The 23370-nt window shown below is 56.7% G+C and carries 26 protein-coding genes; 18 read left to right on the top strand and 8 right to left on the bottom strand.

Annotation, left to right across the window (positions count from 1 at the left end):
* Nucleotides 1-2: 2 nt before the first annotated feature.
* The 8 genes from ACLD9W_RS02180 to def form a co-directional block, all read right to left on the bottom strand.
* Entirely contained in the window at nt 3-620 is a 618-nt protein-coding gene (locus ACLD9W_RS02180) for a DUF4390 domain-containing protein (protein WP_410840487.1), read from the bottom strand.
* A complete protein-coding gene (gene rsmB, locus ACLD9W_RS02175; protein WP_410840486.1) occupies nt 583-1845 on the bottom strand; it encodes a 16S rRNA (cytosine(967)-C(5))-methyltransferase RsmB in 1263 nt (420 codons plus the stop codon). The genes ACLD9W_RS02180 and rsmB overlap by 38 nt, the downstream gene beginning before the upstream one ends.
* Before the next feature lie 105 nt (nt 1846-1950).
* Nucleotides 1951-2628 carry an alpha/beta hydrolase-fold protein gene (locus ACLD9W_RS02170; protein WP_410840485.1) on the bottom strand — a complete coding sequence of 226 codons (678 nt, stop codon included), beginning with the start codon at nt 2626-2628 and terminating at the stop codon, nt 1951-1953.
* A 157-nt stretch (nt 2629-2785) separates the two neighbouring features.
* Entirely contained in the window at nt 2786-3088 is a 303-nt protein-coding gene (locus tag ACLD9W_RS02165) for an excalibur calcium-binding domain-containing protein (RefSeq protein ID WP_410840484.1), read from the bottom strand.
* Nucleotides 3089-3158: 70 nt separating this feature from the next.
* Nucleotides 3159-3434, bottom strand: coding sequence for a type II toxin-antitoxin system YafQ family toxin (locus ACLD9W_RS02160; RefSeq protein WP_410840483.1), 276 nt, complete (start codon nt 3432-3434; stop codon nt 3159-3161).
* Nucleotides 3434-3685 (bottom strand): type II toxin-antitoxin system RelB/DinJ family antitoxin, encoded by a 252-nt coding sequence (locus tag ACLD9W_RS02155; RefSeq protein WP_410840482.1) that lies wholly within the window; start codon nt 3683-3685, stop codon nt 3434-3436. Before ACLD9W_RS02155 ends, ACLD9W_RS02160 begins: the two co-directional genes overlap by 1 nt.
* Before the next feature lie 147 nt (nt 3686-3832).
* Nucleotides 3833-4762, bottom strand: coding sequence for a methionyl-tRNA formyltransferase (fmt, locus tag ACLD9W_RS02150; RefSeq protein WP_410840481.1), 930 nt, complete (start codon nt 4760-4762; stop codon nt 3833-3835).
* A 235-nt stretch (nt 4763-4997) separates the two neighbouring features.
* Entirely contained in the window at nt 4998-5501 is a 504-nt protein-coding gene (gene def / locus ACLD9W_RS02145; protein ID WP_410840480.1) for a peptide deformylase, read from the bottom strand.
* A 169-nt stretch (nt 5502-5670) separates the two neighbouring features.
* Here def and ACLD9W_RS02140 point away from each other — a divergent pair, with 169 nt between their 5' ends.
* The 18 genes from ACLD9W_RS02140 to ACLD9W_RS02055 all read left to right on the top strand — a co-directional run bounded on the left by ACLD9W_RS02140 (nt 5671) and on the right by ACLD9W_RS02055 (nt 23019).
* Nucleotides 5671-6948, top strand: a complete 1278-nt coding sequence (locus tag ACLD9W_RS02140; protein WP_410840479.1) for a LysM peptidoglycan-binding domain-containing protein — start codon at nt 5671-5673, stop codon at nt 6946-6948.
* Nucleotides 6949-7248: 300 nt separating this feature from the next.
* On the top strand, nt 7249-7605 hold the full coding sequence (locus ACLD9W_RS02135) for an NADH-quinone oxidoreductase subunit A (RefSeq protein ID WP_009427103.1): 357 nt from the start codon (nt 7249-7251) through the stop codon (nt 7603-7605).
* Nucleotides 7596-8075 carry a NuoB/complex I 20 kDa subunit family protein gene (locus ACLD9W_RS02130; protein ID WP_009427104.1) on the top strand — a complete coding sequence of 160 codons (480 nt, stop codon included), beginning with the start codon at nt 7596-7598 and terminating at the stop codon, nt 8073-8075. The genes ACLD9W_RS02135 and ACLD9W_RS02130 overlap by 10 nt, the downstream gene beginning before the upstream one ends.
* Nucleotides 8076-8084: 9 nt before the next feature.
* Entirely contained in the window at nt 8085-8675 is a 591-nt protein-coding gene (locus tag ACLD9W_RS02125) for an NADH-quinone oxidoreductase subunit C (RefSeq protein ID WP_410840478.1), read from the top strand.
* Nucleotides 8665-9921, top strand: a complete 1257-nt coding sequence (nuoD, locus tag ACLD9W_RS02120; protein ID WP_009427106.1) for an NADH dehydrogenase (quinone) subunit D — start codon at nt 8665-8667, stop codon at nt 9919-9921. The genes ACLD9W_RS02125 and nuoD overlap by 11 nt, the downstream gene beginning before the upstream one ends.
* Nucleotides 9921-10394, top strand: coding sequence for an NADH-quinone oxidoreductase subunit NuoE (gene nuoE / locus ACLD9W_RS02115; protein ID WP_238747564.1), 474 nt, complete (start codon nt 9921-9923; stop codon nt 10392-10394). The genes nuoD and nuoE overlap by 1 nt, the downstream gene beginning before the upstream one ends.
* Nucleotides 10395-10805: 411 nt before the next feature.
* Nucleotides 10806-12101 carry an NADH-quinone oxidoreductase subunit NuoF gene (nuoF, locus tag ACLD9W_RS02110; RefSeq protein ID WP_410840477.1) on the top strand — a complete coding sequence of 432 codons (1296 nt, stop codon included), beginning with the start codon at nt 10806-10808 and terminating at the stop codon, nt 12099-12101.
* A 448-nt stretch (nt 12102-12549) separates the two neighbouring features.
* Nucleotides 12550-14808 (top strand): NADH-quinone oxidoreductase subunit NuoG, encoded by a 2259-nt coding sequence (gene nuoG / locus ACLD9W_RS02105; RefSeq protein WP_410840476.1) that lies wholly within the window; start codon nt 12550-12552, stop codon nt 14806-14808.
* Between the two features lie 3 nt (nt 14809-14811).
* Nucleotides 14812-15882: an NADH-quinone oxidoreductase subunit NuoH gene (nuoH, locus tag ACLD9W_RS02100; RefSeq protein WP_274070801.1), complete on the top strand. Its 1071-nt coding sequence runs from the start codon at nt 14812-14814 to the stop codon at nt 15880-15882.
* 57 nt (nt 15883-15939) lie between these two features.
* On the top strand, nt 15940-16335 hold the full coding sequence (locus ACLD9W_RS02095) for a GNAT family N-acetyltransferase (protein WP_036496584.1): 396 nt from the start codon (nt 15940-15942) through the stop codon (nt 16333-16335).
* 98 nt (nt 16336-16433) lie between these two features.
* Complete coding sequence (gene nuoI, locus ACLD9W_RS02090) at nt 16434-16913, top strand: NADH-quinone oxidoreductase subunit NuoI (RefSeq protein ID WP_009427116.1); 480 nt, start codon at nt 16434-16436, stop codon at nt 16911-16913.
* Between the two features lie 94 nt (nt 16914-17007).
* The gene (locus ACLD9W_RS02085; protein ID WP_410840475.1) at nt 17008-17409 is read left to right on the top strand and encodes a hypothetical protein; all 402 of its coding nucleotides are present in this window, start codon (nt 17008-17010) and stop codon (nt 17407-17409) included.
* A 200-nt stretch (nt 17410-17609) separates the two neighbouring features.
* Entirely contained in the window at nt 17610-18275 is a 666-nt protein-coding gene (locus ACLD9W_RS02080) for an NADH-quinone oxidoreductase subunit J (protein WP_410840474.1), read from the top strand.
* Nucleotides 18272-18577 carry an NADH-quinone oxidoreductase subunit NuoK gene (gene nuoK / locus ACLD9W_RS02075; protein ID WP_009427122.1) on the top strand — a complete coding sequence of 102 codons (306 nt, stop codon included), beginning with the start codon at nt 18272-18274 and terminating at the stop codon, nt 18575-18577. Before ACLD9W_RS02080 ends, nuoK begins: the two co-directional genes overlap by 4 nt.
* A gap of 124 nt (nt 18578-18701) precedes the next feature.
* Nucleotides 18702-19229: a DUF1697 domain-containing protein gene (locus ACLD9W_RS02070; protein ID WP_003776134.1), complete on the top strand. Its 528-nt coding sequence runs from the start codon at nt 18702-18704 to the stop codon at nt 19227-19229.
* Between the two features lie 215 nt (nt 19230-19444).
* Nucleotides 19445-19861, top strand: coding sequence for a GFA family protein (locus tag ACLD9W_RS02065; RefSeq protein WP_003776140.1), 417 nt, complete (start codon nt 19445-19447; stop codon nt 19859-19861).
* A 492-nt stretch (nt 19862-20353) separates the two neighbouring features.
* Nucleotides 20354-22384: an NADH-quinone oxidoreductase subunit L gene (gene nuoL, locus ACLD9W_RS02060; protein ID WP_410840473.1), complete on the top strand. Its 2031-nt coding sequence runs from the start codon at nt 20354-20356 to the stop codon at nt 22382-22384.
* 323 nt (nt 22385-22707) lie between these two features.
* Nucleotides 22708-23019 (top strand): GIY-YIG nuclease family protein, encoded by a 312-nt coding sequence (locus ACLD9W_RS02055; RefSeq protein ID WP_410840472.1) that lies wholly within the window; start codon nt 22708-22710, stop codon nt 23017-23019.
* Nucleotides 23020-23370 lie beyond the last annotated feature (351 nt).

Raw genomic sequence — 23370 nt, 5'->3', positions numbered from 1 at the left:
GTTCAGCCTTTGCTGACCGACAGGGTTTTCCAGCCGGAATCGAGCTGCCAGTTTTTGGCGGTGAGCGAGTTGATTTGGAAGGGCTTGGGCAGTTGGGCGGTGCTCAGCGTCAGACGGATTTCGGCCTTCACTTCGTGCGCGTCGGTGTCGTCGAGCGTGCCTTTGGGCAGCACGCGCCAGTTGGCGATGGCGCCGATGCCGCGCAGGGCGGTGTCGAGGCCGGCGTATTCGGTGGAAAAGGTGCCGACGGTGACGCGGTAGCGGTTGGTGAGCGGGTGGAAGGAGAGTTTGTAGGCGACGTCGTTGTCGCTGCCGACGAGCTGGCCGAGCTTGAATTTGTAGGCGGCCATGGTCGGTGCGGAGAGGCGGTAGCTGAGGGTGAAATAGAGCGGCACGCCCTGTTGCAAAGCCTGTTTGAGCTGGTCGGGCAGTTCGGTATGGAAGCGGCTGCTGATGTCGAGCTGGCCGCTTTCGGTGAGCACGGCCGCGCTGCGCGTGGGAGCGATGCTTTCGGCAGCGGCTTCAGACGGCCGCAAAAGCAGCACGGCGCCGCAGAGCAGGGCGGCGGCCGTGCGGGCGTGTTTACGGGCGTTTGCGGATAAGTGCGTAAAAAAAGCCATCTTGGGAAGGAGTGGGCAACAGGGTCTGCGGATCGGAGCAGGAGGCGTCGGCGTGGCGGGCGAGGAAGCGTTGCAGTTGCAGGCTGTTTTCTTCGGTGAAGAGCGAGCAGGTGGCAAAGAGCATGCGCCCGCCGGGTTTGACCGTTGTCCACAGTGCATCGAGCAAACCCTCCTGCTGGCGGGCGGTTTTGGCCGCGTCGGTGGGGCGACGCAGCCATTTGATGTCGGGATTGCGGCGCACCACACCCGAAGCCGTGCAGGGTACGTCGGCCAACACCGCGTCAAACTGCCTGCCATCATACCACGAAGCCAAATCCCGCGCGTCAGCGGCGGCCAGCGAGGCCGTCTGAAAGCCCAAGCGGCTCAAATTGTCGGCCACGCGTTTCAGACGGCCTGCGTCGATGTCGAGCGCGGTCATCCCGCAATCGGCCATCTCCAAAATATGCCCCGTTTTGCCGCCCGGCGCGGCGCAGGCATCCAAGATGCGTTCGTCGTTTTGCGGCTGCAACAGATACGCTGCCTGCTGTGCGCCGAAGTCCTGCACCGACACCAGGCCGTCTGAAAAACCGGGTAGGCTGCCGACCGGCACGGCCTCGGCCAGCGTTACCGCGTAATCGTCAAGCGCACGCGCCTCAATGCCCGCTGCGGCGAGCTTGGCCAGATAACTTTCGGCATTGCCGTGGCGGCGGTTGACGCGCAGCGTCATCGGTGGATGGCTTTGCAGCGCGGCGGCGATATTGTGCCAATGCTTCGGATAATGGTTTTGCAGATAGGCCAGCCACCAGCGCGGCAGATTGTATTTCGCCACATCGTCGGCCTTGCACCACGAGGCGAGCTTGTCGCGCTCGTGCAAAAAACGGCGCAACACGGCGTTGGCAAACGAGCGGTACTGCCCGCGCCCGATGCGGCCGACGGCTTCCACCGCCTCGTTCACCACCGCGTGCGGCGCGTTGCGCGTGTAATGAAGCTGGTAGAGCGCGGTAATCAGCAGGCTTTCAAGCTCTTGATTGTCAATCGGCTTGTTCAACAGCTTGCCGAGCATAAATTTGAGGCTGCCGAGATAACGCTGGCTGCCGTAAGCAATGTCTTGCAGCGCGCCGTTTTCCTGCGCGCTCAAATCGGGATGCGCGGCACGAATACGCGCCAACACATCTTGCAGGTTTTGACCTGCGGCCACGGCAGCGGCGGTTTCGGCGGCAAGTTTCTGGGCGAGAGCCATGCTCATAACGGGATTCCTGTTTGCAAGGGTTTCAGACGGCCTTTTGCAGTGTGAGGCCGTCTGAAAAGACGAAGGGGACGAAAAAGCGGCGATTATACGGCAGACGGGGTTTCAGACGGCCTCTGCCAGATACGACACAGCATCGGCGAGGCGTTCGGGGACTTGGTGGAAATGGCTGCCGCTGTTGAGCGCAAAGGCCGTCTGAATGCCGCGCCCGCGCCACAGGTTTTCGGTGAAACGCATATGGTCTTCTACTGCCGCCATGCGCGGGTTTTTGCTGTTTTTTTCCGTGTCGCCGATGGAGAAATACGCGCGTTGCGGCGGCTTGGGCATAGCGTTGACGGCGGCAAAATCCGTCCAGCCGTCAAACCACAGCGAGCCGGAAACGCAGGCAGTCCGCCCAAACGGGCTTTCCCGATAGGCGCACCAGGCGGCAAACAAACCGGCCAGCGAGTAGCCCGCGATGCCGCGCCATTGGGGGCGCAGGTTCAGACGGCCTTCGATGTCGGACAGCGCGTCTGTCAGCCAAACCAGATAATCCGCCGCGCCGCCGCTAAAATCGGCCGCCTTTTTAAACACGCGCGGCGCAGGCCAGGGCGTGAACGAGCGTTCCCAATCCGCCTCGTCGAGCGCAAGCAGCATCAGGCCGTCTGAAAACAGCGCCGCGAGCGCGTCGGCCTCGTGCGGCTGTAAAAAAGTCAGCACCAGCGGCGTGTCGGACGCGGCGTTTTCGGGCACGTAAACGCGGAAGGTTTTTTGGTCGAGGGTAAAGGTATGGGTCAATTTCATGATGATTTTTTGTTTTCAGACGGCCTTTTTGAGGTTACCCGCCTTGTTGTTCCGGCAGTTTCGCTGCTTTGCGGTCAAATGTGGCGAAGCAGGTGTAGGTCGGGTCGAGACCCGACACAATTCTTAAATCATCTGTTTGTTGGGTTTTTAACCCAACCTACCTGCCGCACCATTGGCGTTCGCACGGTACACCGTCGTGATTGCCGTCCATTTTGGTGTTGGGGCAGTTGTGCAGGAAAAATTCGGCCTCTTCGCAAGAAGTCATTTGCGAGCAGTGCATACGACCGTCGCAGCGGAATTTTTGGGCAGACGTATTGCTTTTCTTCAGCTTGGGTTTGGCTTTGTTTTCGATGGCGGAAAGCGTGGCAGGTTTGTTTTTTTGCCAAAGAGCTTGGATTTCGTGGCTGTAAAAGTGCCAAATTCCTGCCGATATGGCGATGATAAAAATAAGTTTTTTCATTGTGTTATGTGCAAAACGGTTAAAGATGTGTGTTAACGGCAAATTGCCCAAGGCCGTCTGAACACGATATTCAGCCAAACAATTCGGCGTGCGAACCCAAACGATAGAGCAAAATGGTTTTGCGTGCTTCGTCGCGGCTGTAAACCAGCAGCAAATCGGGTTTGCCGTGGCATTCGAGATAGCCGACGTAATGGCCGATAAGCGGGTGCTCTTTGTATTTGGCGGGCAGAGGTTCGCCCGATACGAGCAAATCCAAAACGGTTTTGACGGCCTGTTGCGCGGCCTTGTCGTGTTGGTAGCGTTTGCTGTCTTGCTTGAATTTGTTGGAAATTTCCAGCGTGTACATTACCACCCCAAATCGCGCATCAAATCTTCGACGGTTTCATAGCGCGTGCCGCCGTTGCGCTCCAAATCAGCGACGGCGGCCAGCGTTTCGGCATTCGGCCGCGCCAAGCCTTCGGGCAGCTCGGCTTTGGCGGCAAGCTGGGTCAGCAGCATTCGGGTAATGGCCGACAAGTCCAAACCCAAGGCTTTGGCGTTGGCAGCAGCTTTTTGTTTGATGTCGTTGTCGATGCGGATGGTCAGGGTGCTGTCCATGATGCGCTCCTGTCATTACGTTTTGTACTGACGACATTGTAAGTGCAGATTTGTAATTACGCAATTTGTTCGGGGAAGCAAAAGGCCGTCTGAAACGGGAAACGGCGTTTCAGACGGCCTTTGCCGATGTTGGTTCGTGTTGAACCGTTATTCCAATACCGTGCCCGTTTCGATATGGCGGCCGGCGGCGAAGGCGGCAATGTCCATGCGCTTGCTGCCTGCGGGTTGCAATTCTTTGATGCTTAACGCGCCTTCGCCGCAGGCGATGACGAGGCCGTCTGAAGTGCAGGACAACACTTCGCCCGCGCGGCCTTGTTGGTTGACTGTTTCGACGCGCCAGATTTTCAGCGGCTTGCCTTGATATTGCGTCCATGCGGCGGGGACGGGGTTGAAGGCGCGGATTTTGCGCTCGATGGCGGCGGCCGGTTCGCGCCAGTTGATACGTGCTTCTTCTTTGCTTAATTTTTGTGCGTAGGTAACGCCGTTTTCGGACTGGGCGGCGGCGTTCAGACGGCCTTCGCGCTCAAGTTGTTGCAAATCGGCGACAATGGCGGTCGCGCCGATGGCCATTAGTGCGTCGTGCACTTCGTTGGCGGTGTCGGTGTTGCGGATGGCGTAGCGGTGTTCGCTGACGACTGCGCCGGTGTCCAAGCCCGTGTCCATCTGCATGATGCACACGCCGGTTTCGGCGTCGCCCGCTTCGATGGCGCGTTGGATGGGCGCAGCGCCGCGCCAGCGCGGTAGCAGCGAAGCGTGGATGTTGAGGCAGCCGTGGCGCGGCGCGTCCAATACTTCCTGCGGCAGTATCAGGCCGTAGGCGGCGACGACCATCACGTCTGCGCCGACGCTTTGCAACAGGGCGAGCGCATCGGCGTTGCCGCGCAGTTTTTCGGGCTGTTCGACGCGCAAACCGAGTTCCAGTGCGGCCTGTTTCACGGGCGAAGCCTGAAGCTGCATCCCGCGCCCTTTGGGGCGGTCGGGCTGGGTGAGCACAAGCGGGATGTCGAAACCCGCATCGGCGATGGCTTTGAGGGCGGCGGCGGCAAAATCGGGCGTGCCTGCGAAGATGATTTTCATGGGTGTGGCCTTGTGGAAATTTTCAGACGGCCTTGTCCGTGGTATAGAGGCCGTCTGAATGGGTTGGGCGGATAAGAATTTTTGCAAAGTCTGCAGCGGCCGTTTCAGACGGCCTTTGTGTCGGATTTCGGCGTGAAGCCGCTTTCGCGCGGGCAGGGCGGACAATGGTGGCGGCTTGAAAGAAGTTCAGGCCGTCTGAAAAGCGGCGGTGCGGTTTCAGATGGCCTGTGTGCGTTTACATATTGTGTTTTTGGCGTTTTTTCAGCTTGGTTTTGATGCGGCCTTGTTTGAGCTGCGAGAGGTGTTCGACAAACACGATGCCCATCAGGTGGTCGAGTTCGTGCTGTACGCAGATGGCCAATAGGCCATCGGCTTCGAGAGTGAATTTTTCGCCTTTTTCGTCAAGTGCTTCTACCTTTACACGCTCGGCGCGGGTTACCGTGTCGTAAATGCCGGGTACGGAGAGGCAGCCTTCTTCGTAAGTGGTTTGGCCGTCTTTTTCCACAATCACGGGGTTGATGAACACGCGCGGCTCGCTGCGGTCTTCGCTCAAATCCATCACCACCACACGCTCGTGCACGTCAACCTGCGTGGCCGCCAACCCGATGCCGCGCGCCTCGTACATGGTTTCAAACATATCGGCAATCAGCGTTTGAATGCGTTCGTCAATCTTTTCAACGGGTTTGGCTACCGTGTGTAGCCGCTCGTCGGGATATTGGAGGATGTTCAGTAAAGCCATTTCGTTCTCGATGGGTTTTGCGGGTGTTTATGCAGAATAATTTTAACGCTATGTGGTTTGCCGTAAAGAGTGGTAAAATCATGCGATAAATCGGCAAGGCAATTTTGTTTTGTGTTGCTACTTGTATTTTTTAATGATGACTGCGTGAATGAATTTCAAGGGGAGTGTCATGCAAAAACGTATTATAACCCTGCTTTGTGCCGCCGGTTTGGCTATTTCCGCCCCGGCAATGTCTGCCGCGCTGAAGGTTCGCCCCGATGCGCCGACCCGCTATGTTGTGAAACAGGGCGATACTTTGTGGGGAATTTCGGGCAAATATCTGTACCGTCCTTGGCAGTGGAACCGCCTTTGGGGTGCGAACCGCAGCAAAATCCGCAATCCCGACCGCATTTATCCGGGTCAAGTGTTGGTTTTACGCTACGTTAACGGCCGTCCTCGCCTTTCGGTAGAGCACCGCGCCGGTTCGGACGGTATTCCGACCATCAAGCTGTCGCCGCGTGTGCGCGAGGTCAGCTCCGGTTACGGCATCCAAGCCATCAATGTGAATTTCTACCGCATGTTTATGCAGCATCCGCAGATTATCGACCAGATGCAGACGCAGCATGCGCCGCGCTTGGTTGAAGGTCCTGACGGCCGTATGCTGTATTCGAAAGGCGACCGTGTGTACGCCTATGAGATTACCGAGCCCGGCCGCTATTTGGTTTACCGTGCGCGCAAAGACATTACCGATCCCGAAACCAAGAAATATTTGGGTCAGGAAGTGGTGTTCAGCGGCGTAGTCAGCACGTTGGCCGGTACGAACAGCGCGTTGGACGGCCGCAGCAAGGCGGATGCCGAGGTGTTGCCGGACAACGAGTACTACACACGCGTTCATCCGTTGGTAAAACTGCCGACGCAGACTGCGCAGCCGATGGTAGTTGAAGAGGCCGTATCCGAAATCCGCAAAGGCGATTTCCTGCTGAAAATGGACGAGAGTGGCGACAGTTTCAATATGATGCCTCATGCGCCTAGCCAACATATCGATGCCCGCGTGGTTTCGATTTTTGACGGTATCAGCGAAGCCGCCCAGTTCCAAACCATTACGCTGAACAAGGGTGAAGACGACGGCTTGGATAAAGGTACGGTGTTGAGTCTTTACAAACGCAGCCGCCAAATCAAGACCGATTTGCAAAAGGGTAAGGATGGCAGTCGCAGCGTGGTGAAATACCTCTCCATTCCTGCCGAAGAAGTAGGTTTGGCGATGGTATACCGCACCAGTAAGCACCTTGCGTCGGCCATTATTTTGGAAAACACTACCAGCATCAGCGTGGGTGACACTGCTTCCGAGCCGGGTCACGATTTGGACAATATGTCGGATGATGGCCGTTACGAGCCGAATGTTCCGCAAGATTCGCATGACGACGAACATAACTCAACTAATGTGAAGAGCAATATCAACCTTCATTAATGTACGTGGCGTTTGCTTGGAGGCCGTCTGAAAATTTTTCAGACGGCCTTTGTTTGTGTCGGGCAAAGCTGTGAGGTGTTCTGATAAAACGGAAAAAAAATGTGGCTGTGCGGCAGTTGGTTGGAGAGGAGAGACAAAATCTTCTTAACATAATTTAATAGTAACTATTATCATTTAGTTATTGAAATTATTGGATTTTTTTGTGCGATTTTGAAATCGCGCTCTTTAAATTGCCGTCTGATTTGGCTAAAATGGCAGCCGTTTGATTACGTTATCTGTTAATGATTCGAGTGTGACGCTATGTTGGCAAATTACCTGCCCGTCTTGGTTTTTATGCTGATCGGCCTGGCCGCCGGCATTCTGTTTCTGGCTTTGGGCACGCTGCTGGGGCCCAAGCGCCATTACGCCGAGAAAGACGCGCCGTTTGAGTGCGGCTTCGAGGCTTTTGAAAACGCAAGGATGAAGTTCGACGTGCGCTACTATTTGGTGGCGATACTCTTCATTCTCTTTGATTTGGAAGTGGCTTTTATGATCCCGTGGGCGGTGGTGTTTAAAGACTTGGGCATGGTCGGATTCTGGCCGATGCTGGTGTTTATCGCCGTTTTGGGCATAGGCTTTGTTTACGAATGGAAAAAAGGTGCGCTGGAATGGGAATAGAAGGCGTTTTGAATAAAGGTTTCATCACCACCAGCGCGGATACCGTGCTCAACTACATGCGCACCGGCTCGCTGTGGCCGGTGACTTTCGGCTTGGCCTGCTGCGCGGTGGAGATGATGCACGCCGGTATGGCGCGCTACGACCTTGACCGCTTCGGCATTATCTTTAGGCCCTCGCCGCGCCAGTCTGACCTGATGATTGTTGCCGGCACGCTGTGCAACAAAATGGCGCCGGCGCTGCGCCGCGTGTACGACCAGATGGCCGAGCCGCGCTGGGTGCTGTCTATGGGCTCCTGCGCCAACGGCGGCGGCTACTACCATTATTCCTATTCCGTGGTGCGCGGCTGCGACCGCATCGTGCCGGTGGACGTGTACGTTCCCGGCTGCCCGCCCACCGCCGAAGCGCTGCTTTACGGCCTGATTCAGCTTCAGGGCAAAATCAAGCGCACCTATACCATCGCCCGCAACTAGGAGCACGCCATGCATGTAAACGATTTGCACGCCGCCGTGCAGCGGCTGTTGGGCGACAAGGCCAGCGCCGTGCTGCTGGCTTTCGGCGAAGTAACTGTTGAATGCCGCCCCGAGCACTACATCGACATTATGACTACCCTGCGCGACCACGAAGAGCTGCATTTCGAGCTCTTGGTGGATTTGTGCGGCGTCGATTACAGCACCTATAAAAACGAAGCATGGCAGGGCAAGCGCTTTGCAGTGGTCAGCCAGCTGCTGTCGGTTAAAAACAACCAGCGCATCCGCGTGCGCGTGTGGGCGGACAACGACGATTTTCCGGTTGTCCAAACCGTTACCCCGATTTACAACAGTGCTGACTGGTACGAGCGCGAAGCCTTCGATCTCTACGGCATCATCTTCAACGATCACCCCGACCTGCGCCGCATCCTGACCGACTACGGCTTTGTCGGCCATCCTTTCCGCAAGGATTTCCCCATTTCCGGCTATGTGGAAATGCGTTACGACGAAAAAGAAAAACGCGTGATCTACCAGCCGGTTACCATCGAGCCGCGCGAGATTACCCCGCGCGTTGTCCGCGAGGAGAACTACGGTGGCCACTAAACTCAGAAACTACACCATCAACTTCGGCCCGCAGCACCCCGCCGCCCACGGCGTATTGCGCATGATTTTGGAATTGGACGGCGAAACCATCGTCCGCGCCGACCCCCATATCGGCCTGCTGCACCGCGGCACCGAAAAACTCGCCGAAACCCGCACCTTCCTGCAAACACTGCCCTATATGGACCGCCTGGACTACGTTTCCATGATGGTCAACGAGCAGGCCTACTGCCTGGCGGTGGAAAAACTGCTCGGCATCGACATCCCCATCCGCGCCAAATACATCCGCACCATGTTTGCCGAGGTAACGCGCATCCTGAACCACCTGATGGGTGTCGGCTCGCACGCGCTCGATATCGGCGCCATGACCGCCATTCTCTACGCCTTCCGCGACCGCGAAGACCTGATGGACTTGTACGAAGCCGTCTCCGGCGCGCGCATGCACGCCGCCTACTTCCGCCCCGGCGGCGTTTACCGCGACCTGCCCGACTTTATGCCCAAATACGAACCGAGCAAATACCGCAGCGCCAAAGTATTGAAAGAACTCAACGCCTGGCGCGAAGGCAGCATGCTCGACTTTATCGACGCCTTCTGCGAGCGCTTCCCGTCGCGCATCGACGACTTGGAAACCTTGCTTACCGACAACCGCATCTGGAAGCAGCGTACCGTCGGCATCGGCGTCGTCTCGCCCGAGCGCGCCATGCAAAAAGGCTTTACCGGCGTGATGCTGCGCGGCTCCGGCGTCGAATGGGACGTGCGCAAAACCCAGCCCTACGAAGTCTACGACCAAATGGACTTCGACATTCCCGTCGGCGTCAACGGCGACTGCTACGACCGCTACCTGTGCCGCATCAACGAAATGCGCCAGTCCACCCGCATCATCAAACAATGCGCCGACTGGCTGCGCGTCAATCCCGGCCCGGTGATTACCGACGACCACAAAGTCGCCCCGCCCAAGCGCACCGAAATGAAACTCGGCATGGAAGATTTGATCCACCACTTCAAACTCTTCACCGAAGGCATGCACGTACCCGAGGGCGAAACCTATACCGCCGTCGAACATCCCAAAGGCGAATTCGGCATCTACCTGATTTCCGACGGCGCCAACAAACCTTACCGCCTGAAAATCCGCGCCCCCGGCTTCGCCCACCTGCAAGGTATGGACGAAATGGCCAAAGGCCATATGCTGGCCGACGTCGTCGCCATCATCGGCACCCAGGACATCGTATTCGGAGAGGTGGACAGATAATGTTATCCGCAGAATCCCTGAAACAAATCGACACCGAGCTGGCCAAATACCCCGCCGACCGCCGCCGATCCGCCATTATGGGCGCGCTGCGCATCGCCCAAACCGAAAAAGGCTGGCTCGCCCCCGAAACCATCGAGTTTGTCGCCGAATACGTCGGCATCAGCCCCGCGCAGGCCTACGAAGTCGCTACTTTCTACAATATGTACGACATCAAACCGGTGGGCAAATACAAACTCACCGTCTGCACCAACCTCCCTTGCGCCCTGCGCGGCGGCGTCGATGCCGGCGAATATCTGAAGAAAAAACTCGGCATCGGCTATGGTGAAACCACGCCCGACGGCAAATTCACCTTAGTCGAAGGCGAATGCATGGGTGCATGCGGCGATGCCCCCGTGATGCTGCTCAACAACCACAAAATGTGCAGCTTTATGACCGAAGAAGCCATCGAAGAGAAACTCGCCGAGCTGCAATAGGCAGCCTGAACAAGCAGCCTGAAAGTCCCAAAGGCTGTCTGAAACCCGTAGGTCGGATACTTGTATCCGACAACCGCCCCAAGGCGGCAGTAAAGCAGCCTGAAAACCCGTAGGGTGCGCACCGCGCGCCGGCAAAGCAGCCTGAAACCCTAAACCACCTGACGGACGTTATCAGCTTACGCAAGTCCGTTACGCTCCCCCCGCGCAGACGGGAATCTTGGTAGCGCAACAATAACTGCCAAGCCTGCCCGCCGTCGAAACCCAAACAAGATTCCCGCCTACGCGGGAATGATTGAAGTAGGAAAACCTGTTTTCAGACGGCCTTAAAAGCAGCCTGAAAACCAAACAGGCCGTCTGAAAGGCCGCCCGAACCGAACAAACCAAACAAACCAAACAAACCGAGCAAGCACCATGGCTATTTACCAAACAGGCGTGATTTTCGACAACGTGGACACCCGCGATCCCGAATGCTGGACGCTGGAAGCCTACCTCAAACGCGGCGGCTACCAGGCGCTGAAAAAAATCCTGTCCGAAAACCTGAGCCAAGACGACGTGATCGCCGAAGTCAAAGCCTCCGGCCTGCGCGGCCGTGGCGGCGCAGGCTTTCCCACCGGTCTCAAATGGAGCTTTATGCCCCGCTCCTTCCCCGGCACCAAATACGTCGTCTGCAACACCGACGAAGGCGAACCCGGCACTTTCAAAGACCGCGACATCATCTTCTTTAATCCCCACGCCCTGATCGAAGGCATGATTATCGCCGGCTACGCCATGGGCGCGCCCGCCGGTTACAACTATATCCACGGCGAAATCTTCGAAGGCTACCAGCGCTTTGAAGCCGCGCTGGCGCAGGCGCGCGCGGCCGGCTATCTCGGCCAGAACATTCTCGGCAGCGAGTTCTCCTTTGAACTCTATGCCGCCCACGGCTACGGCGCCTATATCTGCGGCGAAGAAACCGCCTTGCTCGAATCGCTGGAAGGCAAAAAAGGCCAACCGCGCTTCAAGCCGCCGTTCCCCGCATCCTTCGGCCTATACGGCAAGCCCACCACCATCAACAACACCGAAACCTTTTCATCCGTCCCCTTTATCATCCGCGACGGCGGCCAGACCTTTGCCGACAAAGGCATCGAAAACGCCGGCGGCACCAAGCTGTTTTCCATCTCCGGCCACATCGAACGCCCGGGCAACTACGAAGTGCCGCTGGGCACCCCGTTCGCCAAAATCCTTGAAATGGCCGGCGGTATGAAAAACGGCAAAAAACTCAAAGCCGTTATCCCCGGCGGTTCGTCCGCACCGGTGCTGCCCGCCGACATCATGATGGAATTGAACATGGACTACGATTCCATCGCCAAAGCCGGCTCGATGCTCGGTTCGGGCGCGATTATCGTCATGGACGAAGACGTGTGCATGGTCAAAGCGCTCGAGCGCCTGAGCTATTTCTACCACGAAGAATCTTGCGGCCAATGCACCCCCTGCCGCGAAGGCACCGGCTGGCTGTACCGCATCGTCCACCGCATCGCCAACGGCCAGGGGCGCATGGAAGATTTGGATCTGCTCGATTCCGTCGGCAACAATATGGCCGGACGCACCATCTGCGCCCTGGCCGACGCCGCCGTCTTCCCCGTGCGCAGCTTCACCAAACACTTCCGCGACGAGTTCGTCCACTACATCGAACACGGCCGGCCGATGAAAGAGCATAAGTGGTGTTAAAGGCAGCCTGAAAGTAAAAAGGCCGTCTGAAACCGAACAACCGACAGCAACCGAATCCCCTCTCCAGCTTGCGGGGGAGGGCTAGGGTGGGGGTAGTAGGGCAACAGCAATTTCCGCCACGCCCGCAAACAAAAAAAGCGTTTCCGCAGAAACGCCACTCCCACCCCGCCCCTCCCCCGCAGGGCAGGGGAGGGAGACAGAAGCAACACTGTTTTCAGACGGCCGCCAAGGCAGCCTGAAACGTAAAAAAGCCACCCGAAACCCGTAGTTCGGATACTCGTATCCGATAAGCCGCTCCAAGCGGCTGTAAGGCAGCCTGAAAACCGGCAACGCAAGTTTCAGCGAAGTGAAAAAACACCCCAAGGCCGTCTGAACGCCGCAAACCGCGTTTTCAGGCCGCCCCAAACCATTACCCATTCAAATAAAACCCCGTAACTAGGAAACCACCATGTTACAAATCGAAATCGACGGCAAACAAGTGTCGGTAGAGCAGGGCGCGACGGTAATCGAAGCCGCGCAGAAGCTCGGCACCTACATCCCGCACTTCTGCTACCACAAGAAACTTTCCATTGCCGCCAACTGCCGCATGTGCCTGGTGGAAGTGGAAAAAGCGCCCAAGCCGCTGCCCGCTTGCGCCACGCCGGTAACCGACGGCATGGTGGTGCGCACCCATTCCGAAAAAGCGCGTCAGGCGCAGGAAGGGGTGATGGAGTTTCTGCTGATCAACCACCCGCTCGATTGTCCGGTATGCGACAAGGGCGGCGAGTGCCAGCTGCAGGACTTGGCGATGGGCTACGGCAAAACCACCAGCCGCTACACCGAAGCCAAACGCGCCGTTGTCGGCAAAGACATGGGCCCGCTGATTTCCGCCGCCGAAATGAGCCGCTGCATCCACTGCACCCGCTGCGTGCGCTTTACCGAAGAAATCGCCGGCGAGCAGGAAATTGCCATGGCCTACCGCGGCGAGTTCTCCGAAATCATGCCCTTTGTCGGCAAAGTGGTGGAAACCGAATTGTCGGGCAACGTTATCGACCTGTGCCCCGTCGGCGCGCTGACCAGCAAGCCCTTCCGCTTCAACGCCCGCACTTGGGAATTGAGCCGGCGCAAATCCGTTTCCGCCCACGACTCTTTGGGCAGCAACCTGATTGTGCAGGTGAAAGAACACACCGTGCGCCGCGTGCTGCCGCTGGAAAACGAAGCCATCAACGAATGCTGGCTGTCCGACCGCGACCGCTTCGCCTACGAAGGCCTGTACCACGACAGCCGCCTGAAAAACCCGAAAATCAAGCAGGGCGGCGAGTGGATCGATGTTGATTGGAAAACCGCGCTCGAATACGTGCGCACTTCGCTGGACTGCGTCGGCAAAGACGGACAGCAGGATCAAATCGGCATCTGGGCCAACCCGATGAATACCGTCGAAGAGCTGTATCTGGCGAAAAAACTGGCGCAGGGTCTCGGCATCAAACATTTCGACACCCGCCTGCAGGCGCAGGATGCCCGTTTGGCAGGCAGCCTGAAAGGCGCGCAATGGCTCGGCCAGAGCATTGAAGACTTGGGCAATGCCGGCGCCATTCTGGTGCTCGGCGCCAACCTGCGCAAAGAGCAGCCGCTCCTGACCGCCCGCCTGCGCCGCGCCGCCAACAACGGCAGCCAGATCAGCGTGCTCGCCAGCAGCAAAGAAGCGCTGCATATGCCGCTTGCCGCGCAGCAAATCCTGCATCCGAACCAATGGGCAGGCTGCCTGAAAACCCTGGCGCAGGACTTGGAAAACGGTATCGGCGGCAGCCTGAAAGCCGCCGAGCAGGCCGCCATCGTGCTGGGCGCCGAAGCGCAGAACCATCCCGATTACGCCGCCATCTATGCCGCCGCGCAGGAGCTGGCCGATGCCGCCGGTGCCAAACTCGGCATCCTGCCGCAGGCGGCCAACAGCGTCGGCGCCGATGTGCTGGCAGTCAATAACGGACAGACCATTGCCGAAATGATCGCCCAGCCGAAAAAAGCCGTGCTGCTGTTGAACGTCGAACCCGAAATCGACGTGGCCAACGGCGGCCGTGCCGTGGCCGCGCTGCGCGAAGCGCAAACCGTGATGGCGTTCACCCCCTATGTCAGCGACACTCTGCTAGACGTGTGCGACCTACTGCTGCCGATCGCGCCCTTTACCGAAACTTCCGGCAGCCTGATCAATATGGAAGGCCGCTTGCAGTCCTTCCACGGCGTATCCAAAGGCTACGGCGACAGCCGCCCGCTGTGGAAAATCCTGCGCGTGCTGGGCAATATTTTTGAAGTGGACGGCTTTGAGTTCGACAGCAGCGAAGAAGTGCTGCAAGAAGCAATCGACAAAGACGCGCTGGCCGGCAAACTCGACAACCGCAGCAGCTGGCAGGGCGAAGCCGCGCCGGCCGGCAGCGGGCTGACCCGCGTCGGCGGCACCGGCATCTACCACACCGACGCCATCGTACGCCGCGCCGAATCGCTGCAGCAAACCGGCCACGCCCAAGTGCCCGCCGCCCGCGTCCACCCGCTGACGCTGGCCGCGCTCGGCCTGATCGACGGCGACAGCGTGCGCGCCAAACACGGCGAGCACAGTGTTACCGTCAGCGTCTCGGCCGATAAAACGCTGCCGGAAAACATCGTCCACCTGCCGCTGCACAGCGCCAACGCCGAATTGGGCGGCATGATGAACGCCATCGAACTGGAAAGGGCTTAAGCAATGCAAGAATGGTTCCAAACCCTGTTTTCAGGCTGGCTCGGCCCCATCGGCAGCGACATCGGCCTGATTGTGTCGATTGTCGTCAAAATCGTCATCATCCTGATTCCGCTGATTCTCACCGTTGCCTACCTGACTTACTTCGAGCGCAAAGTTATCGGCTTTATGCAGCTGCGCGTCGGCCCCAACGTAACCGGCCCGTGGGGTCTGATCCAGCCGTTTGCCGACGTGTTCAAGCTGCTGTTTAAAGAAGTAACCCGCCCCAAGCTGTCGAACAAGGCGCTGTTCTACATCGGCCCGATTATGTCGCTGGCGCCGTCGTTTGCCGCCTGGGCGGTGATTCCCTTTTCCGAAAAATGGCTGCTGACCAATATCAACGTCGGCCTGCTCTATATTTTGATGATTACTTCGCTGTCGGTGTACGGCGTGATCATCGCCGGCTGGGCGTCCAATTCCAAATACTCATTTCTCGGCGCCATGCGCTCTTCCGCGCAAACCATTTCCTACGAAATCGCCATGGGCGCGGCCTTGCTGTGCGTGGTGATGGTTTCAGGCAGCCTGAATTTTTCCGAAATCGTTGCCGCCCAAGCGCAGGGCATCGCCGGCGGTTCGGTATTCTCGTGGAACTGGCTGCCGCTGTTTCCGGTGTTTATCATTTATCTGATTTCCGCCGTTGCCGAAACCAACCGCGCGCCCTTTGACGTGGCCGAGGGCGAGAGCGAAATCGTCGCCGGTTTCCACGTCGAATACTCCGGTTTCGCCTTTGCCCTGTTCTTTTTGGCCGAATACATTTTCATGATCCTGATTGCCGCGCTGACATCGCTGATGTTTCTCGGCGGCTGGCTCTCGCCCTTCCCGCAAAGCTGGGGCGCTGTCGGCACGCCGTCGGCCTTCTGGATGTTTGTCAAAATGGCGATGGTGCTATACGGCTATCTGTGGATACGCGCCACCTTCCCGCGCTACCGCTACGACCAAATCATGCGCCTGGGCTGGAAAGTGCTGATCCCGATCAGCTTCGTGTTTATCGTCGTGCTGGCGCTGTGGATGGTCTCGCCGCTGAGCTTGTGGAAATAGGCCGTCTGAAAAGCAAAAGCAGCCTGAATAAGGTAGCCTGAAAAAAAGGACAAGCAAATGATCGAATACAGCAACAGCAAAACCATTACCGCCGAACAGTTTGCGGGCGTACTCGAGCGTTCCGGCATCCGCCGTCCCACTACCGACCTGCCGCGCCTGCAAACCATGCTCGATCAGGCCGACATCCTGTGGACGGCATGGGACGGTGCGAACCTTGTCGGCGTTGCCCGCTCTCTTACCGACTTCGCCTACGCTTGCTATCTGTCTGATCTTGCCGTCGATACCGCCTGCCAGCATCAGGGCATCGGCCGCGAACTTGTCCGCCGCACACAGGCGCAAATCGGCGAAAAAGTCGCCCTGATTCTGCTTTCCGCCCCCGCCGCGATGGACTACTACCCGAAAATTGGCTTTGAAAAAGCCGAAAACGCCTTTATCGTCAAGCGTACCGCCTGACACGGCAAGGCAGCCTGAAAACGCACAACGCAAGTTTCGGCAAAGTTTAAAACCAAAACCAAACACCAAAATCCCCTAAAACGGAGGATACGAACCCAATGGCAAACCTAGTCAAAACCTTCCTGCTCGGCGAGCTGGTCAAAGGCATGGGGCTGACCCTGAAAAACTTCTTCGCCCGCAAGGAAACCATCTACTTCCCCGAAGAAAAAACCCCGCAGTCCGTGCGCTTTCGCGGCCTGCACGCCCAACGCCGCTACCCCAACGGCGAAGAGCGCTGCATCGCCTGCAAACTGTGTGAAGCCGTCTGCCCCGCGATGGCGATCAACATCGAATCCGAAGAGCGCGAAGACGGCACCCGCCGCACCACCCGCTACGACATCGACCTGACCAAGTGCATCTTCTGCGGCTTCTGCGAAGAAGCCTGCCCCACCGACGCCATCGTCGAAACCCACATCTTCGAATACCACGGCGAGAAAAAGGGCGACCTGCACTTCACCAAACCCATGCTCTTGGCCATTGGCGACAAATACGAAGAAGAAATCGCCAAACGCAAAGCGGCGGATGCGCCGTACCGTTAAAGAACGGGAGCACCCGTGTTAGTAAAATTTTAAGTATCCTGAAATCGCTAGAAGTAGCCTGTATAACAAGCTAAAAAGTTGAAGGTTGAATTTTATGGAAGAATATTTTGGCTATGATTTGAATGACTGGGAAAATGCTAAATTAGAAGCAGAGCAGTATTTAATTAAACAAGCAGCGATATTAGGATCGGGAGAATATATTTTTTATAGCACGTTAGCATCGGCAATTAAAACAATACAAATAGATGCACATGGTGCAGCAATGAGCCATCTTTTGGGACAGATTAGTGAAAAAACATATTTTGCACATGGATTTATGTTAAGTGCATTAGTTGTATCAAAAGATCATAAAATACCAGGTGAGGGCTTTTTTGAATTGGCAAAGGAGTTATATAAGGATAATAAAGTTTATGAAGCTAAATGGTATTTTAGTGAAGTAAATAAGATTAAAAAATATGCCAAAGAGAAAAATATGCCAAAGAGAAATTTAGCGTAGGGTAATATAGTTAATCTATAAATAATTGGTACACGAATTGGAGTATTACGATGCCCCCTTGTCGTGGACGGAACGCGCCAACCCCGAAGGCCTGGCAGATGAATTCTTAAACTATTGGCGCAAGCAATAAACCGCGTCCGGCCAAGCCGGAACGCAAAGCAAAACCGATTGAAATATCCCGAAACGGAAAGTACAAAAATATGAACTTTCAACTTATTCTGTTTTACCTGTTGGCCGCCATCATCCTGTTCGGCGCGCTGAAAACCGTCACCGCCAAAAACCCCGTGCATGCCGCGCTGTATCTGGTGCTCACCTTCTGCATGAGCGCGATGATGTGGATGCTGATGCAGGCCGAGTTTCTCGGCATCACGCTGGTGGTGGTGTATGTCGGCGCGGTGATGGTGTTGTTCCTGTTTGTGGTGATGATGCTCAACATCGACATCGAAGAAATGCGCAAAGGCTTCTGGCGCAACGCCCCCGCCGCGCTCACCGTCGGCGTGCTGATGGCCGTCGCCCTGATTCTGATACTGGTGTCGCCCAAAACCAATCTTGCCGCCTTCGGCCCGATGAACGACATCCCCGCCGATTACAGCAATGTGCGCGATCTCGGCAGCCAGATTTACACTACCTACCTGCTGCCCTTTGAGCTCGCCGCCGTGCTCTTGGTGCTCGGCATGGTCGCCGCCATCGCCCTAGTACACCGCAAATCTGCCAACCCCAAACGCATCGACCCCGCCGACCAGGTCAAAGTCGATGCCAAACAAGGCCGCCTGCGCATGGTGAAAATGGCCGCCGTGGTGCAGACCCCGTCCGCCCCCGCAAGCGGAGAAACCGACGATACCGCCGATTCGGAGAACAAAGCATGATTACGCTGACACACTATCTGGTACTCGCCGCCCTGCTGTTCGGCATCAGCGCCATGGGCATCTTTATGAACCGCAAAAACGTACTCGTTTTGCTGATGTCCATCGAATTGATGCTCTTGGCCGTCAACTTCAACTTCATCGCCTTTTCGCAATACCTGGGCGACACCGCCGGCCAGATTTTCGTCTTTTTCGTCTTAACCGTAGCCGCCGCCGAATCCGCGATTGGTTTGGCGATTATGGTTTTGGTGTTCCGCAACCGCCAGAGCATCAACATCAGCGATTTGGACAGTTTGAAAGGGTAGGGTGGTGTCAGCAGGTAGGTTGGGTTGTAAACCCAACAATCTGCCAAACCGAAAACCATATTGGGATGAGACTCAAGCTGCAAGGCCTTAAAGCAGCCTGAAAACCCGTTTGAAAGACCAAACCATGAGCAGACAAACCCTGATCGCATTTCTGCGCGGTGTGATGCCGAGCGGGAAAAACGCCGTCAAAATGGCAGATGTCCGTGCCGTATTGGGCGGTAACGGTTTCGACAATGTGCGGACATGGATACAGAGCGGCAATATTGCACTGGAAAGCGGATTGGCTGCGGACGAAGCCGCCGTGCGGATACATGATTTGCTGCATACGCATCTGAATGTAGATTTGGCCGTTATTGTCAAAACGCCTGCCCAGTTGCGTGAAATATTGGACGGCAATCCGTTTGCCGATGAGGCATACGACCCCAAGCGCGTATTTTTTACGCTGTGCAACACACCGCTGGCCGATACCGCCGGTTTGGAGGCGCAGGACTTCGGCAGTGAAAAACTGCATATCCGCCCGTGCGCCGCGTATCTCTACATCCCGCAGGACGCTTCCCGCAGCAAGCTGGGCAATGCGTTTTTGGAAAAACAGCTCGGCCTGAGCCTGACCACGCGCAACGGCAATACCTTGCGTAAGATGATGGCGTTTTAAAACAGGCAGCCTGAAAGCCCGCAGCCGCCCACCGGCGTCATTCCCGCGCAGGCGGGAATCTTGGCGGGGCAACGGGAAACCTGATTGAAACCTGCAGCCGCTGTAATGCCAAAAAGATTCCCGCCTGCGCGGGAATGACGAAAGTGAAAGAAACCTTGTTTTCAGACGGCCTTAAAGGCAGCCTGAAAACCGTGCACACAAAATAAGGAAAAGCCATGAAAGCCCAATGCCAGTGCGGCAGCGTAACGCTCGAAGTCAGGCATAATCACGAAGTTCACGCCTGCCATTGCAGCAAATGCCGCCAACGCACCGGCGGCGCATCGTTTACCCTGACCGCCGAAGGCGCACCGCAAATCAGCGGTGAAGAAAACATCGGCCGCTACCGTTCTTCCGACTGGGGCGAGCGTACTTTCTGCAAAGAATGCGGCAACGATCTGTATTTCCACCTGCTGCCCGAAAGCGGCATGGATGAAGCGTGGTATGTTAATGCCGGACTGTTTGCCGACAACGCCGACTTTGCTTTGAAACTGCAAATATTTACCGACTGCCAAGCACCGTATTACCACCTGTCCGACGACACCCCGAAAATGACCGAACAAGAATTTCTGGCGTGGGTTGGCGCGGCAGAATAGGCAGCTTGCGTAGCGTAGCGGAGTTGCGGAGCTAAAACACCATTTTCCCTTGCGGGAAACGTCGGATTCGAGAATCCGACCTACGAAAAGGCCGTCTGAAAAGCAGCCTGAAACCGATAGCCCGACAGCAAACTAATTCCCTCTCCCGCTCGCGGGGGAGGGCTAGGGTGGGGGCGGTAGGGCAGCAGAAACCTTTGCTACTACGTCGGCGAAAAAGCGTTTCCGCAGAAACGCACACCCCCACCCCAACCCTCCCCCGCAAGACGGGGGAGGGAGCAGATGGCAGAAGTCCGACGGTTTCAGACGGCCTGTAAAGCAGCCTGAAAACCCAAACAATGTAGGGTGTGTAGCTCTGCCACGCACGCGGACAAATACCAAGGCAGCCTGAAACGCCAAAAGGCTACCTGAAAATGTGAAAGGCCGTCTGAAACCAGACAGCCCACCAGCCCCGTTAGCCAAAAGATTAAAAGTTCAACCCCTAAGGTTCACAACATGACTGATATGACTTTATACCTCACCATCGCCCTTCTGCCGCTGGCGGGCTCGCTGCTGGCGGGGCTGTTCGGCAATAAAATCGGCCGCGCAGGGGCGCATTCGGTAACGATACTCGGCGTGGCGGTGTCGGCCGTGTTGTCCGGCTGGGTGTTGTGGGGCTTTATCGACGGCTCGCGCGCCAAGTTTGACGAAAACGTCTATACCTGGCTGACAATGGGCGGCATTGATTTCTCGGTCGGCTTTCTGGTCGATTCGATGACGGCGATGATGATGGCGGTGGTTACCGGCGTGTCGCTGATGGTGCATATCTACACCATCGGCTATATGCACGACGAAGCAGTAGGCTACCAACGCTTTTTCAGCTATATCTCATTGTTTACTTTCAGCATGCTGATGCTGATTATGTCCAACAACTTCATCCAGCTTTTCTTCGGCTGGGAAGCGGTGGGCTTGGTGTCGTATCTGTTGATCGGTTTTTATTTCAAAAAACCGTCGGCCACCTTTGCCAATTTGAAAGCGTTTCTGGTCAACCGCGTCGGCGACTTCGGCTTTGTGCTGGGCATCGCGCTGGTGCTGGCCTATTTCGGCGGCAGCCTGCGCTATGCCGACGTGTTCGCCTATCTGCCGCAGGTGCAAAACGCCACCATCGAGCTGGTTCCGGGCGTGCAATGGTCGCTGGTTACCGTAACCTGCCTGCTGCTGTTTGTCGGCGCAATGGGTAAATCCGCCCAATTCCCGCTGCACGTGTGGCTGCCCGACTCGATGGAAGGCCCGACACCGATTTCCGCGCTGATTCACGCGGCCACCATGGTTACTGCCGGCCTGTTTATGGTGTCGCGTATGTCGCCGATTTACGAATTGAGCAGCACCGCCTTGAGCGTAATCATGGTCATCGGCGCGATTACCGCGCTGTTTATGGGCTTTCTCGGCACGATTCAAAACGACATCAAACGCGTGGTGGCCTATTCCACCCTGTCGCAGCTCGGCTATATGACCGTGGCGCTCGGCGCGTCGGCCTACTCCGTGGCCATGTTCCATGTGATGACCCACGCCTTCTTTAAAGCCCTGCTGTTCCTTGCCGCCGGTAGCGCGATTATCGGCATGCATCACGACCAAGACATGCGCCACATGGGCAACCTGAAAAAATACATGCCCGTCACCTGGCTCACCATGCTGCTGGGCAATCTGGCGCTTATCGGCACGCCCTTCTTTTCCGGTTTCTACTCCAAAGATTCCATTATCGAAGCGGCCAAACTCAGCAACCTGCCCGGCAGCGGCTTTGCCTACTTTGCCGTACTCGCCAGCGTGTTCGTAACCGCCTTTTACGCCTTCCGCCAATACTTTATGGTCTTTCACGGTAAAGAAAAATGGCGCGAGCTGCCCGAGCACCACGACGATCATCATTCAGACGGCCACCATCACGGCCTGGGCAAACACGATAACCCGCACGAAAGCCCGTGGGTCGTCACCCTGCCGCTGGTATTGCTGGCGATTCCGTCCGTGATTATCGGCTACATCGCCATCGAACCCATGCTCTACGGCGACTTCTTCAAAGGCGTGATTTTCGTCAACCACGAAGCCCACCCCACTATGCACCTGATGAAAGAAGAATTCCACGGCGCACTGGCGATGGTGTCGCACAGCCTGCACTCGCCCGTGCTGTATCTCGCGGTTGCAGGCGTGGTAAGCGCCTGGGTCTTGTACATCAAAGCCCCGGGTCTGCCCGCCAAAATCGCCGCCGCCTTCCGCCCCGTGTACGTATTGTTTGAAAACAAATACTACCTCGATACGATTTACTACAACGTCTTCGCCAAAGGCAGCCGCGCATTGGGCACCTTCTTCTGGAAAGCCATCGACACCGCCATCATCGACAACGGCCTCGTCAACGGCAGCGCCAAACTCGTCGGCGCCGTCTCCGCCCAAGTACGCAAAATGCAAACCGGCTTCATCTACACCTACGCCGCCTTCATGGTAACCGGCGTACTGGTGCTGATCGTGGCGTTTTTCTGGGGGCTTTGGTTCGGGTAATTGATATTTCAGACGGCCTTTGGGTTGCGGGGCAGCCTGAAAGCAAAAAGGCCGTCTGAAAAACAGAACACCGCGTGAAACCCTGCAAGCAGACGCCCACCCACTGCCGTCATTCCCGCGCAGGCGGGAATCTTGGCGCAGATGCAGCAACCCCGTGTTTCAACTGCCAATCATTGAAGCCGAAAAAAGATTCCCGCCTGCGCGGGAATGACGAAACAGAAAGAAACAGCCGTTTTCAGACGGCCTTGAAAGCAGCCTGAAAAACGAAAGGCCGTCTGAAAGCGGGTTTGCAGGCTTCTGCAAAACCCAAAATAGGAAGCGATATGCACCGCCATCCCTTAGCCGGACAGCCTGCCGTGTATATTATGGCCAGCGGCAGAAACGGCGTGCTGTATATCGGCGTTACCATGAATCTGCCCGAGCGGGTATGGCAACATAAAAACAGCCTTGATTTCGACAGCTTTACCGCCCGTTACAATGTGCACGATCTGGTGTGGTACGAACTGTTCGAGCATATGCCCGCTGCCATCGCCAAAGAAAAAGCCCTGAAAAAATGGCGGCGAGAATGGGAAATCAGACTGATAGAAGAACAGAATCCCGAGTGGCTGGATTTGTTCGCCGGTCTGATACGTTAGAAGGACAAGGCAGCCTGAAAATAAACAGGCCGTCTGAAAAGCAAAAAGGCCGTCTGAAATCCTGCAAACAGCCGCCCCACCACTGCCGTCATTCCCGCGCAGGCGGGAATCTCGGTGGAATTGAACGAATGCAGGTTCAAGCCGCCATTGTTGGAGCGGAAATAAGATTCCCGCCTGCGCGGGAATGACGGCAGTAGAAGCAACACCGTTTTCAGACGGTCTCAAACAGCAGCCTGAAAACAATGGTCGTAGCAACTGTGTTCCCCCACCCCGTCGGGCAGGGTAACCAAACTCGGTGATTACGCGCACTGCGGTGCGGGTTGTTGTTCGCTTTGCTGTTCTGATTTCGTC

The sequence above is a fragment of the Neisseria sp. WLZKY-1 genome (genome assembly GCF_046546535.1).
Classification (GTDB): domain Bacteria; phylum Pseudomonadota; class Gammaproteobacteria; order Burkholderiales; family Neisseriaceae; genus Neisseria.
Note: the sequence above shows the minus strand (reverse complement) of the source record. Positions and strands in the feature narration are given on the sequence as shown.